Source organism: Streptococcus sp. AM43-2AT, assembly GCF_003603405.1.
GTDB classification, from domain to species: domain Bacteria; phylum Bacillota; class Bacilli; order Lactobacillales; family Streptococcaceae; genus Streptococcus; species Streptococcus ilei.
On the sequence record NZ_QTND01000004.1, the window covers coordinates 80,014 to 94,883 of the forward strand.

At 43.0% G+C, this 14,870-nt stretch carries 14 protein-coding genes and 1 tRNA gene; 4 read left to right on the forward strand and 11 right to left on the reverse strand.

All coding sequences use genetic code 11. The features are described 5' to 3' along the window. Positions 1 to 447 precede the first annotated feature (447 nt). Positions 448 to 2,667 (reverse strand): bifunctional (p)ppGpp synthetase/guanosine-3',5'-bis(diphosphate) 3'-pyrophosphohydrolase, encoded by a 2,220-nt coding sequence (locus tag DW930_RS08650; RefSeq protein WP_123159812.1) that lies wholly within the window; start codon positions 2,665 to 2,667, stop codon positions 448 to 450. A 261-nt stretch (positions 2,668 to 2,928) separates the two neighbouring features. Between DW930_RS08650 and DW930_RS08655 the strand changes: the two genes are divergently transcribed. Further along, a complete protein-coding gene (locus tag DW930_RS08655; RefSeq protein ID WP_123159813.1) occupies positions 2,929 to 5,397 on the forward strand; it encodes a bifunctional 2',3'-cyclic-nucleotide 2'-phosphodiesterase/3'-nucleotidase in 2,469 nt (822 codons plus the stop codon). Between the two features lie 40 nt (positions 5,398 to 5,437). Here DW930_RS08655 and DW930_RS08660 read toward each other — a convergent pair whose 3' ends face one another. Genes DW930_RS08660 through DW930_RS08685 form a run of 6 tightly spaced genes read right to left on the reverse strand, consistent with a single transcriptional unit; the run spans position 5,438 to position 9,601 of the window. Next, positions 5,438 to 6,187 carry a 16S rRNA (uracil(1498)-N(3))-methyltransferase gene (locus tag DW930_RS08660; protein WP_123159814.1) on the reverse strand — a complete coding sequence of 250 codons (750 nt, stop codon included), beginning with the start codon at positions 6,185 to 6,187 and terminating at the stop codon, positions 5,438 to 5,440. Position 6,188: 1 nt separating this feature from the next. Then, on the reverse strand, positions 6,189 to 7,139 hold the full coding sequence (prmA, locus tag DW930_RS08665) for a 50S ribosomal protein L11 methyltransferase (RefSeq protein WP_123159815.1): 951 nt from the start codon (positions 7,137 to 7,139) through the stop codon (positions 6,189 to 6,191). 10 nt (positions 7,140 to 7,149) lie between these two features. Next, positions 7,150 to 8,049, reverse strand: a complete 900-nt coding sequence (locus DW930_RS08670; protein WP_123159816.1) for a GIY-YIG nuclease family protein — start codon at positions 8,047 to 8,049, stop codon at positions 7,150 to 7,152. Beyond that, positions 8,050 to 8,484, reverse strand: coding sequence for an NUDIX hydrolase (locus tag DW930_RS08675; protein WP_123159910.1), 435 nt, complete (start codon positions 8,482 to 8,484; stop codon positions 8,050 to 8,052). Positions 8,485 to 8,532: 48 nt separating this feature from the next. After that, the gene (locus tag DW930_RS08680) at positions 8,533 to 9,075 is read right to left on the reverse strand and encodes a hypothetical protein (RefSeq protein WP_123159817.1); all 543 of its coding nucleotides are present in this window, start codon (positions 9,073 to 9,075) and stop codon (positions 8,533 to 8,535) included. 55 nt (positions 9,076 to 9,130) lie between these two features. Further along, positions 9,131 to 9,601 (reverse strand): DUF3013 family protein, encoded by a 471-nt coding sequence (locus DW930_RS08685; RefSeq protein ID WP_023027600.1) that lies wholly within the window; start codon positions 9,599 to 9,601, stop codon positions 9,131 to 9,133. 114 nt (positions 9,602 to 9,715) lie between these two features. Here DW930_RS08685 and DW930_RS08690 point away from each other — a divergent pair, with 114 nt between their 5' ends. Further along, positions 9,716 to 10,987 carry a replication-associated recombination protein A gene (locus tag DW930_RS08690; protein WP_117744953.1) on the forward strand — a complete coding sequence of 424 codons (1,272 nt, stop codon included), beginning with the start codon at positions 9,716 to 9,718 and terminating at the stop codon, positions 10,985 to 10,987. A gap of 264 nt (positions 10,988 to 11,251) precedes the next feature. Then, positions 11,252 to 11,324, forward strand: a tRNA-Lys gene (locus DW930_RS08695). Between the two features lie 86 nt (positions 11,325 to 11,410). On the opposite strand, the gene DW930_RS08700 is transcribed toward DW930_RS08695, so the two are convergent. Genes DW930_RS08700 through DW930_RS10675 form a run of 4 tightly spaced genes read right to left on the reverse strand, consistent with a single transcriptional unit; the run spans position 11,411 to position 13,957 of the window. Next, entirely contained in the window at positions 11,411 to 12,550 is a 1,140-nt protein-coding gene (locus tag DW930_RS08700; protein WP_123159818.1) for a site-specific integrase, read from the reverse strand. A gap of 1 nt (position 12,551) precedes the next feature. Next, a complete protein-coding gene (locus DW930_RS08705) occupies positions 12,552 to 12,740 on the reverse strand; it encodes a DUF3173 domain-containing protein (RefSeq protein ID WP_002903611.1) in 189 nt (62 codons plus the stop codon). Positions 12,741 to 12,751: 11 nt separating this feature from the next. After that, the gene (locus DW930_RS08710; RefSeq protein WP_123159819.1) at positions 12,752 to 13,729 is read right to left on the reverse strand and encodes a replication initiation protein; all 978 of its coding nucleotides are present in this window, start codon (positions 13,727 to 13,729) and stop codon (positions 12,752 to 12,754) included. A 45-nt stretch (positions 13,730 to 13,774) separates the two neighbouring features. After that, positions 13,775 to 13,957, reverse strand: a complete 183-nt coding sequence (locus DW930_RS10675; protein ID WP_003009863.1) for a hypothetical protein — start codon at positions 13,955 to 13,957, stop codon at positions 13,775 to 13,777. Between the two features lie 207 nt (positions 13,958 to 14,164). Here DW930_RS10675 and DW930_RS08720 point away from each other — a divergent pair, with 207 nt between their 5' ends. Next, positions 14,165 to 14,674 (forward strand): helix-turn-helix transcriptional regulator, encoded by a 510-nt coding sequence (locus DW930_RS08720; protein ID WP_123159820.1) that lies wholly within the window; start codon positions 14,165 to 14,167, stop codon positions 14,672 to 14,674. Positions 14,675 to 14,870: the final 196 nt, after the last annotated feature.

Below are 14,870 nucleotides of genomic sequence, written 5' to 3' on the forward strand. Positions count from 1 at the left end.
TCCTATTTATACAATCTATTGGGCATTCACTGCTAAACTTCAAAGAACATCGACCTCAGGCAAGGTCGTGAGAAGCAGGCAAACTATCTGAAAAACAGAGGCTATTCAGTGGCTTTTAGAGCAAGGCAGCGAGACGAGCTAACCAAGCTATAAAAGTGATCTGACCATCCCCTACTTGCTTCAAAGAAAATCGACTTCAAACAAGGCAGTGAGACGCAGGTAGACTATCTGAAAAACAGAGGCTATTCAGTTACTTTTAGAGCGAGGCAGCGAGACGAAGACAGTACTCAAGTACGGCAAGGCGAGCTAACCAAGCTATAAAAGAGTTCTAACCATGTTCTACTTGCTCCAAAGAAAATCGACTTCAGACAAGGCAGTGAGACGCAGGCATAACTGTAGTTAGGCCAGTAGAAACTAACGCAGTATGAAGTCGATTTTCGCAGAAGATTAGCCGTTGGTACGCTTAACAGAGTACACCTCCGGCACACTCTTAATCTTATCCACCACCGTTGTCAACATGGACAGGTTTGGAATCCCGAAGGAAATGTGGATATTGGCAAACTTCATATCTTTGGTTGGTTGGGCATTAACGGTTGAGATCATCTTAGCCGTATTGGACAAGACTTGGAGGACATCGTTGAGGAGGCCTGCACGATTGAGGCCATAAATATCAATATGGGCGATGTAGTCCTTGGTCGTGTTATTGTCTTCCCACTCGACGTCGATCAAGCGTTGCTCGTAGTTATCTTGGGCACGTAAGTTCATACAGTCCCGACGGTGAATGGCAACACCACGACCTTTAGTAATGTAGCCGACAATTTCATCTCCTGGGACGGGATTGCAACACTTGGCAATCCGAATCAAGAGACCGGAAGCACCTTGGATGACCACGCCACCTTCATGGCGAACCTTGAGGGTGTCTTTTTTATTTTCAACCTTGACCTCGCCACCTTTGACTAGCTCTTCAGCTTCCGCACGCGCCTTGGCCTTTTCCTCTTCGCGACGCTCTTCTTCCGTTAAACGGTTAAAGACAGAGATGGCTCCTACTTCTCCAAAGCCGATGGCCGCAAACAAGGCCTCTTCGGTCTTGTAGCTGGTCTTTTGCAAGACCTTGTCCATGTGCTTCTTATCCATGAACTTGTTGGCAATCATATCATGCTCATGGAATTGGGCCATGAGCAATTCTCGTCCACGGTTGATAGAGAGTTCCTTGTCTTGGTTCTTAAAGAATTGGCGAATCTTATTACGCGCCTTGCTGGTCTTGACGATGTTTAGCCAGTCACGGCTTGGTCCAAATGAATTTGGATTGGTGATGATTTCAACCTGGTCACCCGTTTTAAGCTTGGTAGTCAAGGGAACCATACGGCCATTTACCTTGGCTCCAGTCGCTTTTTCCCCGATCTTGGTATGAATCTCATAGGCAAAGTCAATCGGTCCAGAGTCCTTTGGAAGTGATCGAACTGCTCCATCTGGGGTAAAGACATAAATCTCTTCAGCTAGATAGTTTTCTTTGACAGTATCTACAAATTCCTTGGCATCATCCGCCTGGTCTTGGAGTTCCATCATCTCCTTGATCCAGTTCATCCCAATAGCAGATTCTTTGCTATTGACTTGGCCCTTGATTCCTTTCTTGTAGGCCCAGTGTGCCGCAACCCCGTACTCAGCAACCTCGTGCATTTCTTTAGTACGGATCTGGAACTCGATGGGACCTTTTGGACCGTAGACAGTGGTATGAATAGACTGGTAGCCATTGGCCTTCCGATTGGCGATATAGTCCTTGAAGCGACCTGGCATCGGCTTCCACAACTCGTGGATATAGCCCAGCATGGCATAGACATCGCTCGGTGATTCCAGGATACAGCGAATGGCAATCAAATCATAGATTTCATCAAAGCGCTTCTTCTTATCCTGCATCTTGCGGTAGATGGAGTAGATATGCTTAGGACGACCATAGATTTTCCCATAGAGGTGGCGTTCTGCCGCATAGGACTCGATCTTTTGGACAACTTCTTCTACCAAGGCTTCCCGCTCGCGACGCTTCTCCTTCATCATATGGGAAATTTTATAGAACTCGACTTCATTCAGATAACGGAAGGATAGATCTTCCAATTCCCACTTGACGCTAGAAATCCCGAGACGGTGGGCTAGCGGTGCATAGATTTCCATGGTTTCCTGGGAAATCCGTTCTTGCTTGTCCTTGCGTAAATGCTTCAAAGTCCGCATGTTGTGCAAGCGGTCTGCTAGCTTGACTAAAATGACACGGATATCTTGAGACATGGCCATGAGCATCTTGCGGTGGTTCTCTGCCAACTGCTCTTCATGGGACTTGTATTTGACCTTCCCGAGCTTGGTCACTCCATCAACAATCACTCGGACATCATGTCCAAATTCGCGTTCTAAATCATCTAGGGTCGCGTCTGTATCCTCGACAACGTCGTGCAAAAAACCACAGGCAACGGTCACAGCATCCAACTTCAATTTTGCCAAAATGCCGGCAACTTGAATAGGGTGGATGATATAGGGTTCACCTGATTTACGGAATTGCCCACTATGGCAGTCGACTGCATAAAGGAGAGCTTTTTCTACAAATGCAACATCCTCTCCCGACAAGTATTTTTTGGTAAGGGCAATAACCTGGCCCCCTGTTAAAGGTTCTTCTTTCGGCATCTAGTTTTCTCCACTTTCTTGCCTTCTATTCTATCACTTTTAGCTCTATATGAAAACTAGTCCGATTGACTTTCATGCTATTTGAGGAGCTTTCCAGCACTACCAGCCAGTAATCCCGAACGTAGGCTCCCTTTTTATACAAATACTCCATTTTTTATAAAAAATCCATTAATTTGTAATATATAAAAAATAAGAAAACGAATAAATTCTGGACAAAATAAGATATAATAGAAAGACATCAATTTATTTAGGAGGACAACCATGTCATCATTCCGTAAACAGGCTGCCCTATTCAGCCTTGCTGCTGCTTTCTTGGCAACAACTACTGCCCAGGCAGATGAAGCGACAAGCTCAAGCACAACTGATTCGTCAGCAACTGCTGTCACAGAGGCCGCAACTCCTGCGTCTCCAGCGACTAGCTCTGAAGCAACAGCTAGCGATACAAATCCGACAACTAGCGGAGAAGCCACTGCTACAGCAACCGAAGCGACTCCTGCTGTACCTCAAAATACCGCAAGTGACGCAAAAGCGAACACTCCAGTTGAGGGGCAAGAAGTCGATGTCCGTATCCTTGCGACAACGGACCTTCATACCAACTTGGTCAACTATGACTATTACCAAGACAAACCCGCACAAAACGTCGGTCTGGCAAAAACTGCTGTCTTGATCGAAGATGCAAAAAAAGAAAACAGCAATGTCCTCCTCGTTGATAACGGAGATACTATCCAAGGAACTCCTCTTGGGACCTACAAGGCCATCGTCAATCCTATCAAAGATGGTGAGCAACACCCGATGTATACAGCTCTTCAAAAATTGGGCTTTGATGCAGGAACGCTTGGAAACCACGAATTTAACTACGGACTAGACTACCTTAAAAAGGTCATCGCAACAGCTGGTATGCCGATCGTCAATGCCAACGTTGTGGATGCAAAAACTGGTAAATTTGTCTACGACCCATATAAGATCATTAAAAAGACCTATACTGACAAAAACGGTCGTTCCGTCGATGTTAATATTGGGGTAACAGGGATCGTCCCTCCACAGATCCTCAGCTGGGACAAGTCCAACCTCGAAGGCAAGGTCAAAGTCAATGACTCCGTCGAAGCCATCCAAGCCATCATCCCAGAAATGCGCAAAGCCGGAGCAGATGTCGTCCTCGTCCTTTCTCACTCTGGTATCGGAGATGACAAGTATGAAAAAGGTGAAGAGAACGAAGGCTACCAAATTGCCAGCCTCCCAGGTGTTGATGCCGTCGTAACAGGACACTCACACGCAGAATTCCCAAGCGGAAACGGAACCGGCTTCTACGAAAAATATGCTGGCGTTGACGGTGTAAACGGTAAAATCAATGGCACACCGGTTACCATGGCTGGAAAATACGGCGACCACCTCGGGGTGATCGACCTCAACCTCCGCTACACGGACGGCAAATGGTCTGTTGTCGGAAGCAAGGCTGCCATCCGCAAGATCGACACCAAATCAAAAGTAGCCGATGAGCGCATCACCGAGATCGCGAAAGAAGCACATGAAGGAACCGTCAAATACGTCCGCCAACAAGTCGGAACTACTTCTGCTCCAATCACTAGCTACTTTGCCCTTGTGAAGGATGACCCATCTGTCCAAATCGTGAACAACGCACAGATTTGGTACGCTAAGAAAGAGTTGGCAGGAACTCCAGAAGCCAACCTTCCAATCCTCTCTGCTGCAGCACCATTTAAGGCGGGGACACGTGGGGATGCTACTGCCTACACAGATATCCCAGCTGGACCAATCGCTATCAAGAACGTCGCTGACCTTTATCTCTATGATAATGTCACTGCCATCCTCAAGGTGACTGGTGCCCAACTCAAAGAATGGTTGGAAATGTCTGCTGGTCAATTCAACACGATCGACCCGACTAGCAAAGAGCCTCAACAGCTTGTCAACCCTAGCTACCGGACTTACAACTTTGACGTCATCGACGGCGTGACCTATGAGTTCGACGTGACCCAGCCAAATAAATACGACCGCGAAGGAAAAACGGTTAACCCAGACGCTAGCCGTGTCCGCAACTTGAAATACCAAGGTAAGGAAGTAACTGCGGATCAAGAATTTATAGTTGTTACCAACAACTACCGAGCTAACGGAAAATTCCCAGGCGTTCGCGATGCTAGCCTGAACCAACTCCTTGGATTGGAAAACCGCCAAGCTATCATTAACTATATCTTGGAAGAAAAGAACATCAATCCAAGCGCAGACGGTAACTGGCGCTTTACAAGCAGCATCAAGGATGCAGACGTTCGCTTCTTGACCGCTGATAAAGCCAAGGATCTGGTTGGTAAAGACGGAGATGTCGTCTACCTTGAACCATCTAAACAAGAAGGATTTGGAGAATTCCGCTTTGTATATGTGGAACCAAAAGTAGAACCTGAAACAAAACCAGAAGAACCAACAAGTCCTGAAACAGGAAACCCTTCATTTGTCTTTGTACCGAACCATCAGAAACCGGCACAAGATGAAACCATCACCTTATCTCATAGCCAACAAACCATTACCCTTCCTGCGCCAAGTCAAGAAGGAACTCGCCCTGTAGAAGCTCGCCAAGAAACTGCCAAGCCAGCATTCGCTTCTTCTATCAGCGAAAAAACCTTGCCTGAAACAGGAGAACGTGCTTCTATCTTGGCCCTTGTCGGATTGGTGATGACGGGACTTGGCTTCCTTCTCCCATCTCGTAAGAAAGAAGAAAACTAATTCTTTCCTAGTTTAAAAAATTAACGCATGAAGATCACCTTCACGCGTTTTTCATTAATTCTGTGACAACACTCACTGCGCTGAGAGCGTAAAGTGGCGCTGTTTCTGCTCGTAGGATGCGAGGGCCAAGGCCTGCAAGGACTGCTCCTTTAGCTTCAAAACTTTCAATTTCAGCAGGTGAAAGACCACCTTCTGGACCAAAGATAAAGAGAACCTTGCTCCCTTTTTCAAGACCACTTACAGCTTGTACAAGAGCAGCGCTTTCGCCTTCTTTGGCCGACTCTTCATAGGCCACCACGATGCGGTCAAACTGATCCAGTTGTGCTAAAAAGTCTGCTTTTTTCTCAAAGAGAGTTACTTCTGGAACCCGATTCCGCTTACTTTGCTCGGCTGCTCCAAGGGTGATTTTTTCTAGCTTCTCGACCTTTTTGCCCAATTTCTTGCCATCCCACTTGGCGACTGACCAGTCTGCGGGAAAGGCCCAGATTTGACTAGCACCTAGTTCCGTCACCTTTTGAGTGATAAACTCCAGCTTGTCTCCCTTGGGAAAACCTGATGCGATGGTCACTTGAATAGGCAGTTCCACATTGTCAGCCAATTCCTCAACTAGCTCCAACTGACGTGCTTCCACATCTAGCACGCGCGCCAAATGCTTGATCCCATCATCAAAGACTAGTGTAACCTCATCATCTTCCTTCAAGCGCATGACCTGAAACATATGCTTGCTGGTTTCCTTGTCCTCGATAGTGACTGGTGAGCTAGCACTACCTTTTACAAAATACTGTTGCATGCTAACCTCCAATCACACCAGAGATATCCCTTGTTTTTTTGAAGACACAGGCATTCCATTCTCCTTGGATCATATGGGTTTCAAGGAAAAAACCTGCTGACTCAGCCGACTGGCGCACCATGTCCCACTTGTCCTTGATAATGCCACTCATGATGAGATAGCCTTCATCCTTGACCAAACGATAAGCATCGTCTGTCAGATGAATGAGAATATCCGCCAAGATATTGGCCACGATGACATCGGCTTCGATCTCCACACCCTTGAGCAAATCGCCTGGCGCTACATGAATGTTTTTCATGCCAGGATTGAGCTCAATATTTTCCTGAGCTACTCTAACCGCTACATCATCCAGGTCATAGGCGAAGATTTCCTTGGCTCCAAGAAGAGAGCTAGCAATAGAAAGAACCCCTGAACCAGTCCCCACATCTAGCACTGTTTCGCCACCACGAAGAACCTGCTCCAAGGCAAAGAGGCTCATCTTGGTCGTCGGGTGGGTTCCTGTTCCGAAGGCCATACCAGGGTCCAGCTTGATAATCTTTTCTCCCGCCGTTGCCTCATAGTCCGTCCAAGATGGCACGATGGTCAAGTCATGGGTGATACGGGCAGGTTCATAGTATTTCTTCCAGTTATCGGCCCAGTCTTCCTCAGCCAAGGCAGTCGTACCCATCTTGACCTCTCCTAAATCCATAAAATCTGTCAATTCTGCTAAGCGAGACTGTAAGTCTGCCTCAACCACTGCTACATCAACCGTATCCGGGTAGTAGGCTGTGACCACGATTTCTTCTTGCTGTTCCACCTCAGGGAAAATCTCACCAAAACGATCGACATTCCCCACATAGTCCATGCTGTCTTCAATCGCAACACCTTGTGCCCCCAGCTCAATCAAGAGATTGGAAACCAATTCCTCTCCCTCACGCTTAACTGTAACTTTTAACTCTTGCCATGTTTCCATCTGATTCTCCTTAACACTCTATCATTTCTTCTAATTCTTTTAAGGTCTTGCCGTCCTTATTTTTCCAATCCGTTCGTCCATTCGTATTCATTCCTAGCACAAAAGCAGCTGCATAAGATGGACTGGAGAACAGTTGTTTTTCTTGTAAAACACCATCTCTAATCACATTTGATTTGATTAATTCCTCACGCAATTCTTTTAGACTTGCTGGTATTGCGGGTGAATCAACTTCATCAACTTGACTGCCTTCTAAAACAACAAACCCTTCTGAAGTATGTTCACAGATTGCTTCGATCGTTCTATTTGATTTCTTTGTTTTCCTCTTCAAATAGAGATGGGTTGAATTCCCCTCAGAAATATTCTGGCTTGTTTTCTTTGTCATAGGAACAAACACTCGATACCCTAATGTTCCTACAATCATCAAAGTGTTTTCTACCACCTCATCCAACTCCGACTGCTTTTCTTCCGTTACATTCCCAGAATTTGGCTCATTCCCATTTTTTACAATGAAGCGCCCCGCGTCCTTTGCTAGTTGTGTAAATTTATTTTCCAAGTAACTAATTTCCGTGGGTCCAAAGGAGTTATTCTGCGTCGTCAAAATAATGACATCATTAAAATAATCTGCATGGTTGTCACGAGTATGTTCCTGAACACGTAAAAGGACACCTTCACCATTTTTGCGATTCGTCGCCTGCCCGATGTATGTAACATCCTTTTGCTTATCCTCATTACGACCAAATAGGAAATAAATGCCGCTTTGCTTCATTTCATCACGTGATTTTAAATCTGCCAATTGAATTCGAGGAATTTTATAAATCACCCCTGTCCAATTCGACAAGGTACATTTAATTATCCCAGTAACTTCTCCATCCATGAGAAACATATTGATATTCTTACTACGATTTGGCATCTACCTTACTTCCTCCAAATAATCCCTCAATTTCCCCTGCAACTGCGAAATTACTTGACTGGATGTCAAAAATTCCTCAATGTTCATCAATTTATAGCCCTGTCCTTCGTCCCCAAAGGTAATATTGTCAAATTGTTCTTGTCTTAGCTGACCAACCATAAATACTGACTGTCTGCCTTCATAGAGCATGCTGGGATAGACCTTGCTCCAGAGCAGGCAATCTTCGGTCAAGTGAATGCCTAGTTCCTCATAAACTTCACGCGCCGCGCATTCAAATGGGCTTTCGTCCCCTTCACGACCACCACCTGGTAGCTCCCACAGATTGGGCCAGGGAATGGTTGGTTTGTCATCACGCAAGATGGTCAAAATTTGCCCATCACAAATCAAGGCAATCTTACAACCTGTGAAATCCAATTGTTGATCCAATAATTCCATGATGATGACCTTTTCTACCATAACAACCACTCTATAGGAAAAATCTGGCTAGCTTTCTTCAATCACCTTTTGACACTCTGCGTCCCAGTATGCCTGCCATCTACCATGTTTTTTAGCAAAATAAACGGTAAACTCATCATTTACATAATCTGCGACATAGCGAAGATTAGGCGGATTTTCCTCAAAACTTAATACCCAAGGATGGAAGTAAAAAGTTTTCTCCCACCTCTTCTGAGTATAGCCCAAATCCTTGGCAAACTGAGGGATGGGTTGCTGCATCTCACTTTCCAAACAAGACTGAATGGCATTGTCAATACTATTTAAACGAGCTAATAGTTGCTGAAACTGCTCTTCCTCCTCAATTTTGAAAGCACCTATGAACTCAAATTCTGCAAAGTCTTCAGGAAATTCAAGTTCTGTGATTTTCCCATCCTCAGCATAGCGTCCTTCCTCATTAACAAGGCGACGAGTTCCAGACTTCAATATTCGCTCGAAATCTAGATCCGCAAAGCGATTGCGGGGAAGAATATCAACTGACGGCTCAGTTTTAGCTGACCTTCTCCTGAAAAACTGTTTGACTTTTTCTAGCATAGTCTCCCCCTTCTCCTTGAATTCATTATTTAAAAATGTCCACTTAGAATCTTTTCTAATATCTTGGATAAGGGTAAAAAGTGCTCTCTTCTAAGCCAACTTTTCCTTCTTCAAAAACTTCTTGGTTCCAGACGATCTCAAAGCTCTCTGCTTCTTCGTCTGCTAAGAAATCCATGAGGTCATCCAAGGCTAGCTCGGCTGTATCCTTTAGGAAGGTCGCAAAATAAGCTAGAAATTCTCGAGACAAGCCTTTTTTTGGCTCATACGGAAGGGCTGTTAAATAGGCATCTTCTTCCACATGCGACTTGGCTGGATTGTAGAAGATGACGGCTTCTTCAAAGAAGATATCCTCGTCAGATTCTTCGCCCGACTCATCGACCAAGGCAACTCCACCTGTGTTTTGCACTTCTAAGAGAAAAGCCACTTCTACCGCATGATTCTTCTTATCCCAATTGATCTCAAAGTCAAAGGGAAAGACCTTTTCCATTTCCTCTTCTAAAACATCCAAAAATCCATATTTAGACATCGTGTCCTCTTTCTAATTTCCCACTCTTAGAGCGGAATATGATACAATAGTTACTACAATCTTACCATAAAAACTGCCTCTTTTAAAGGAGACAAAGCTAGAAAGGAGACCCTCATGCCGGACAATCTCGCCCTGCGCATGCGCCCCAAAACCATCGATCAGGTCATCGGACAAGAACACCTGGTCGGCCCAGGGAAAATCATCCGCCGTATGGTGGAGGCCAATCGTCTCTCGTCCATGATTCTCTTTGGCCCACCAGGGATTGGCAAAACCAGTATTGCTTCTGCCATCGCGGGTACGACTAAGTATGCCTTTCGGACCTTCAATGCAACCGTCGACAGTAAAAAACGCCTGCAAGAGATCGCAGAGGAAGCCAAATTTTCAGGTGGCTTAGTCCTTCTTTTGGATGAAATCCATCGCTTGGATAAGACCAAACAAGATTTTCTCTTGCCTTTATTGGAGAGCGGTCTGGTCATCATGATTGGGGCAACAACTGAGAATCCTTTCTTCTCCGTTACGCCTGCCATTCGCAGTCGGGTACAGATTTTTGAACTGGAACCCTTGACCAATGAGCAAGTCAAAGAGGCTATCCAATTGGCGCTGAGCGACTCTGAGCGGGGCTTTGACTTTCCTGTTACCCTCGACGAGGAGGCCTTGGATTTCATCGCCACTTCGACCAATGGAGACCTGCGTTCTGCCTATAACTCTCTCGATCTGGCTGTGCTGTCGACCTCTGAAAATGCAGAAGGCATCCGTCATATTACGCTAGACATCATGGAAAACAGCCTCCAGCGCAGCTACATCACCATGGACAAGGATGGAGACGGCCACTACGATGTCCTCTCTGCTCTGCAAAAATCCATCCGTGGTTCGGATGTCGATGCTAGTCTCCACTACGCCGCACGCTTGATTGAAGCCGGTGATCTGCCCAGCTTAGCTCGTCGCTTGACAGTCATTGCCTACGAAGATATCGGTCTGGCTAATCCAGATGCGCAGATTCATACGGTGACAGCCCTTCAGGCAGCGGAGCGGATTGGCTTCCCTGAAGCCCGCATCCTCATCGCCAACATCGTCATCGACCTAGCACTTTCACCCAAGTCCAATTCAGCCTACGTCGCCATGGACAAGGCCTTGGCAGACCTCCGGAAGTCAGGCAACCTTCCCATCCCTCGCCATTTACGAGATGGCCACTATGCCGGAAGCAAGACCTTGGGGAATGCCCAAGATTACAAATACCCTCACAATTATCCTGGCAATTGGGTCCAACAGGACTACCTGCCAGATAAGCTGAAGGGTACCTCCTATTTCACTCCTAATGAAAATGGCAAATACGAGCGAGCCCTAGGGGCGACAAAAGAGAAGATTGATCAACTCAAGAAAAGATGATATCGGTTCCAAAAAATTGAGATTTTCCCTTGAAATTTTTTTGAAATATGGTATCATATACATATAGAAACGCTGTGGTGTACGACTTCACACTTAAGTGTTGACCGACTATTTTTTGTATTATTAGGGAAACAAAGGACTTCTAACAGCATGCAGGCCGTATCACGCGGAAGCAGCTTCAGTTAGAGCAAGTTGCCCACCTGCTTAATTGCGCGGGTTCAATACAAACCGTGAAGTTTCGGCACCAATACAGCTTTTTTGTTTGCCTCCTTAGCTCAGTTGGTAGAGCAGTAGACTCTTAATCTATGGGTCGCAGGTTCGAGCCCTGCAGGGGGCATCTAAATCAACAGGAAAAAGCCTTGATTTACAAGGCTTTTTTGCTTGTCTATAACTGATTTGCCCCATCATTTGCCCCACATTTTTTTATGAGCAATCTTTCCAGACATCTCTAATTTGATTAAATTCTTCAAAAATTTTCTCCTCTAGAGTGTGTCCATATACTTCTACTAACATTGAAATATCTCTATGCCCTAGAATTTTTGCAATAACTCCAAGGTCAAATCCTTTGTGCCAAAGGTAGCTTCCATAGGTATGACGTGCTCCTTTTGTCGTGATAATTGGATAAATATCTAATTCATTTAAAAGAACACTCAAAGCTTTATTGACACTTGCAATATCTGGTACCAAGTGAATATATCCATAATGCTGAAAAATCATTTTATACCTATTCTTGATTCCTAGCTCTTTATTAGCCTTCTCCTGTTCAATTTTTAGGACTTGTAATATCTTAATGCATTCTTCGTCTATCGGAACCATCCGAATAGACGTTTTGTTTTTTGGAGGGACAAATTTATGAGAAAGGGTATTAAACCTCCTATATGTTTTTAGCAGTCCTCTGTCAAAGTCAACTTCATTCCAAGTTAACGCTATTAACTCTCCAAACCTCATGCCTGTTTTTAATAGAAAATAGACGATATAAGGAACAATTGAACGTTGGTAATCAAATTTTCTCTTTACTGCTAAAAGTAAATCCAGATAGTCCTTTTCTGTATGTAAATATTTCTCTTCTGTCATCTGTTGTTCTTTGGATGAAAATAACTCGACATGTTGTGTAAAATCATCTATTAGAACTTTGTCGGCAATTGCCATTTGGATGCTCTGATGAATCCCAGTATTCAATCTACCAAGAAAATTTCTACCAACTGTTTGTCCATACTTATTCATAATTCTTTGGTATTCACTCGCACGAATTTGAGTGACTTTTTTATTTCCAAATAATCTTTCAATTGTGTTTTTACGGAGAAGATATTTTTTCTTTGTCTCTTCCGATCTACTACTCGGTAGAATTTTTAGTTCAAGCCATTCTTGATATAGATCGACAAGAGAAATATCTCTAGAAATTCTTTTCCCTAAAAGAAGTTCTTGCAGAATTGGCTCAGCTTCTGACTCTGCAAGTTTTTTTGTTTTAAAACCGCTATTATGAGCAACAGTTTTTCCTTCGTTACGAATTTCATAGGTCCATAAGTTACTATCTCCTCGCTTTCGATAACGAACACTTGCCATATTACGCCACCTCTGTTCCTAGAATCTCATTTACAACACTTTTTGGAACAACCATCAAACGTTTGCGATTATAAAATGTATAGCCTCGTGATACAAGTAATTCTCTTGCCTGATGAATGATATCATTCGCTGTATGAGGGCGATAGCCCATTTCAATTAATTCTTTGTTACTAATTAAATTATGATCCATAGTTATCCTCCTTAATTATTTTCTAAATTCAGAAACTCGCCTACAAGTAGTTTTAATTCTGCATTTAATTTAGGGAGATTCTGTATTAATACTTCTTTTAATTCTTCCGCAAATTGGTTCGTTTCTTCTCTCAATAGTTTGCGGACTCTTGTTTTTTTCTTTTTGATGCTGTCTGATTTTAAATTTGGAAAAGCCAATGATAACAGTTCAGGATTGTTGAGAAAGATAATTGTAAATGCTCTTTGATCCACTCGAATATGATCTAGCTTATAAAACCCGAAATTATCAAGTCTACTCATAATATCTTGGACCATCTCCTCACCAATCGCTTTGGTTCTGAGTTGGAACTCTAGTCTCCACCAAAACGGATTTACAGCCAAATCTAGCTTTTCTTCGCGCTTGTGAGCAATGATTTCTTTATTCTTATCATATAACCTAACTTGTACATTACTACCGCTAGAACCCCAATATTTCGTCTCTAATTCGCCCCCTCTACCATAGAAGACCTTATGGGTAACGCCCCCTTTAATATGTTGCAAATTAACGATTTCAGGCTTGTTGAAAATGTCAAATGCCAAATCAAAACGAGACAAACGTACCGTCAATGAATTCAATCGAGCAAAGTACATTAATTGCCTCCATACTTTCATTCCATCAAATTCTTTTAAAGTATTAGGATTGAAATCAATTCGAATCAATTGTTCACTTCCATAAATGGCTAATTGGAAAAATATAATATTGATCGAATCATACTCATTAAAATATTTAGTTAAAGTAAAGACATCATCTCGAACGTTATCATGTATTTCAAATGAATCAACTCTTGTACTTATTGCCTGTTTCAGATTTTTGAAAATTCGTCTTAGGGAACCAGTGTCTGTATCCCAGATAACCGTTAATCTATCAATACTGACATCTAACCGCTGTACTAATTCTCCTACATCACATCGTTCTTGAATGCTTCTTAAATCTTGTATAGAAACCAACAAAATTGTCCCCCCTTCTTTTAGATTTTTTAGGCCTCAGAAACACCGTCAAATCAACGTTTGCTCGTTCCGTCGTTCTTTGGGCGTTGCCCTAAGTGTACCTTTTTGCTGGCTGTTAGAATAGCCAGCTTTTGCTTGGCTAGAAATTGTCTGGACGGCAGTCTGCAGGACTTCGCCTGACTTCCCGTCAGGCTCGTCCCTTGTCCTTGTCCACACAATTTCTAGCTCCAAGGCTTCGAATAGTCATAAGTCATCGTCTTGTCCTCAACTTCCTCCCCACTCACCAATCCTAAACTTACGAGCTATTTTGTATTATTTATAACTTATTTATAAGTTATAAATATATTTTATAAAAAATATTTTAATTAGTCAACTAAAAACTTGATTTGTAAGTTTATAGGTGATAAAATAAGTTAAAAATAAAAATAGGAGTTTCCCATGACCTTTATTATTCAAAATTTTGGACCCAATTTGGCACGACTACGCATAGAAAAAGGAGTAAGCCAAACTCAACTAGCTGAAGATTTAGGAATCGGTAAACAGTCCATCTCTGATTACGAAAAACAAAAAAGCTATCCTACCTTTGCAAATTTGGATAAGATAGCAGAATATTTTAATGCAACTCCAACCCAACTCTTTGGAACTAGTAAAGAGATTGAGTTAGAAAAGAGTGTTCTTGAATCTAATGAATACTCTGATAAAGTAAGTGAGATTTTAAAAGCTGTCAAATACATCGAAGATTTTCTAGAAACTGATGGACAGTACTTAGAGGATTTACTTTACCTAACAAGAGGCAACCAACTATACACAGAAGATGGAGATGAGTTGTATATTGATCCAACTTCTCAGAAAAGAACACTTCATAACCAATATGAACCTGGTTTTATTGTAGCAAGGGATAAATCTCCACTAGAACTCTTAATTGAAAATAAGGAGCTATTAGATTAAATAAAAAAAGCGAGGATATCCTCGCTTCAGATTGAAGTTAAAATCTTTAGAAGACACTTTTATAAGGACTTTGTCTTAAATCTGTGAAAAGGAGTGAAAACTCCTTTTCTTTTTGTAAGTCAGACTGAAACTTCCAAATTGTTTATTTATTTTATTGACATTTTCTATAAAAATAAGTATAATAGTTTTATTAGAA

Excerpts from the sequence above, each read along its gene's own strand:
- DW930_RS08650 (WP_123159812.1), bottom strand. The coding sequence starts at position 2,667 with ATGCCGAAAGAAGAACCTTTAACAGGGGGCCAGGTTATTGCCCTTACC.
- DW930_RS08655 (WP_123159813.1), top strand. The coding sequence starts at position 2,929 with ATGTCATCATTCCGTAAACAGGCTGCCCTATTCAGCCTTGCTGCTGCT.
- DW930_RS08660 (WP_123159814.1), bottom strand. The coding sequence starts at position 6,187 with ATGCAACAGTATTTTGTAAAAGGTAGTGCTAGCTCACCAGTCACTATC.
- prmA (WP_123159815.1), bottom strand. The coding sequence starts at position 7,139 with ATGGAAACATGGCAAGAGTTAAAAGTTACAGTTAAGCGTGAGGGAGAG.
- DW930_RS08670 (WP_123159816.1), bottom strand. The coding sequence starts at position 8,049 with ATGCCAAATCGTAGTAAGAATATCAATATGTTTCTCATGGATGGAGAA.
- DW930_RS08675 (WP_123159910.1), bottom strand. The coding sequence starts at position 8,484 with ATGGAATTATTGGATCAACAATTGGATTTCACAGGTTGTAAGATTGCC.
- DW930_RS08680 (WP_123159817.1), bottom strand. The coding sequence starts at position 9,075 with ATGCTAGAAAAAGTCAAACAGTTTTTCAGGAGAAGGTCAGCTAAAACT.
- DW930_RS08685 (WP_023027600.1), bottom strand. The coding sequence starts at position 9,601 with ATGTCTAAATATGGATTTTTGGATGTTTTAGAAGAGGAAATGGAAAAG.
- DW930_RS08690 (WP_117744953.1), top strand. The coding sequence starts at position 9,716 with ATGCCGGACAATCTCGCCCTGCGCATGCGCCCCAAAACCATCGATCAG.
- DW930_RS08700 (WP_123159818.1), bottom strand. The coding sequence starts at position 12,550 with ATGGCAAGTGTTCGTTATCGAAAGCGAGGAGATAGTAACTTATGGACC.
- DW930_RS08705 (WP_002903611.1), bottom strand. The coding sequence starts at position 12,740 with ATGGATCATAATTTAATTAGTAACAAAGAATTAATTGAAATGGGCTAT.
- DW930_RS08720 (WP_123159820.1), top strand. The coding sequence starts at position 14,165 with ATGACCTTTATTATTCAAAATTTTGGACCCAATTTGGCACGACTACGC.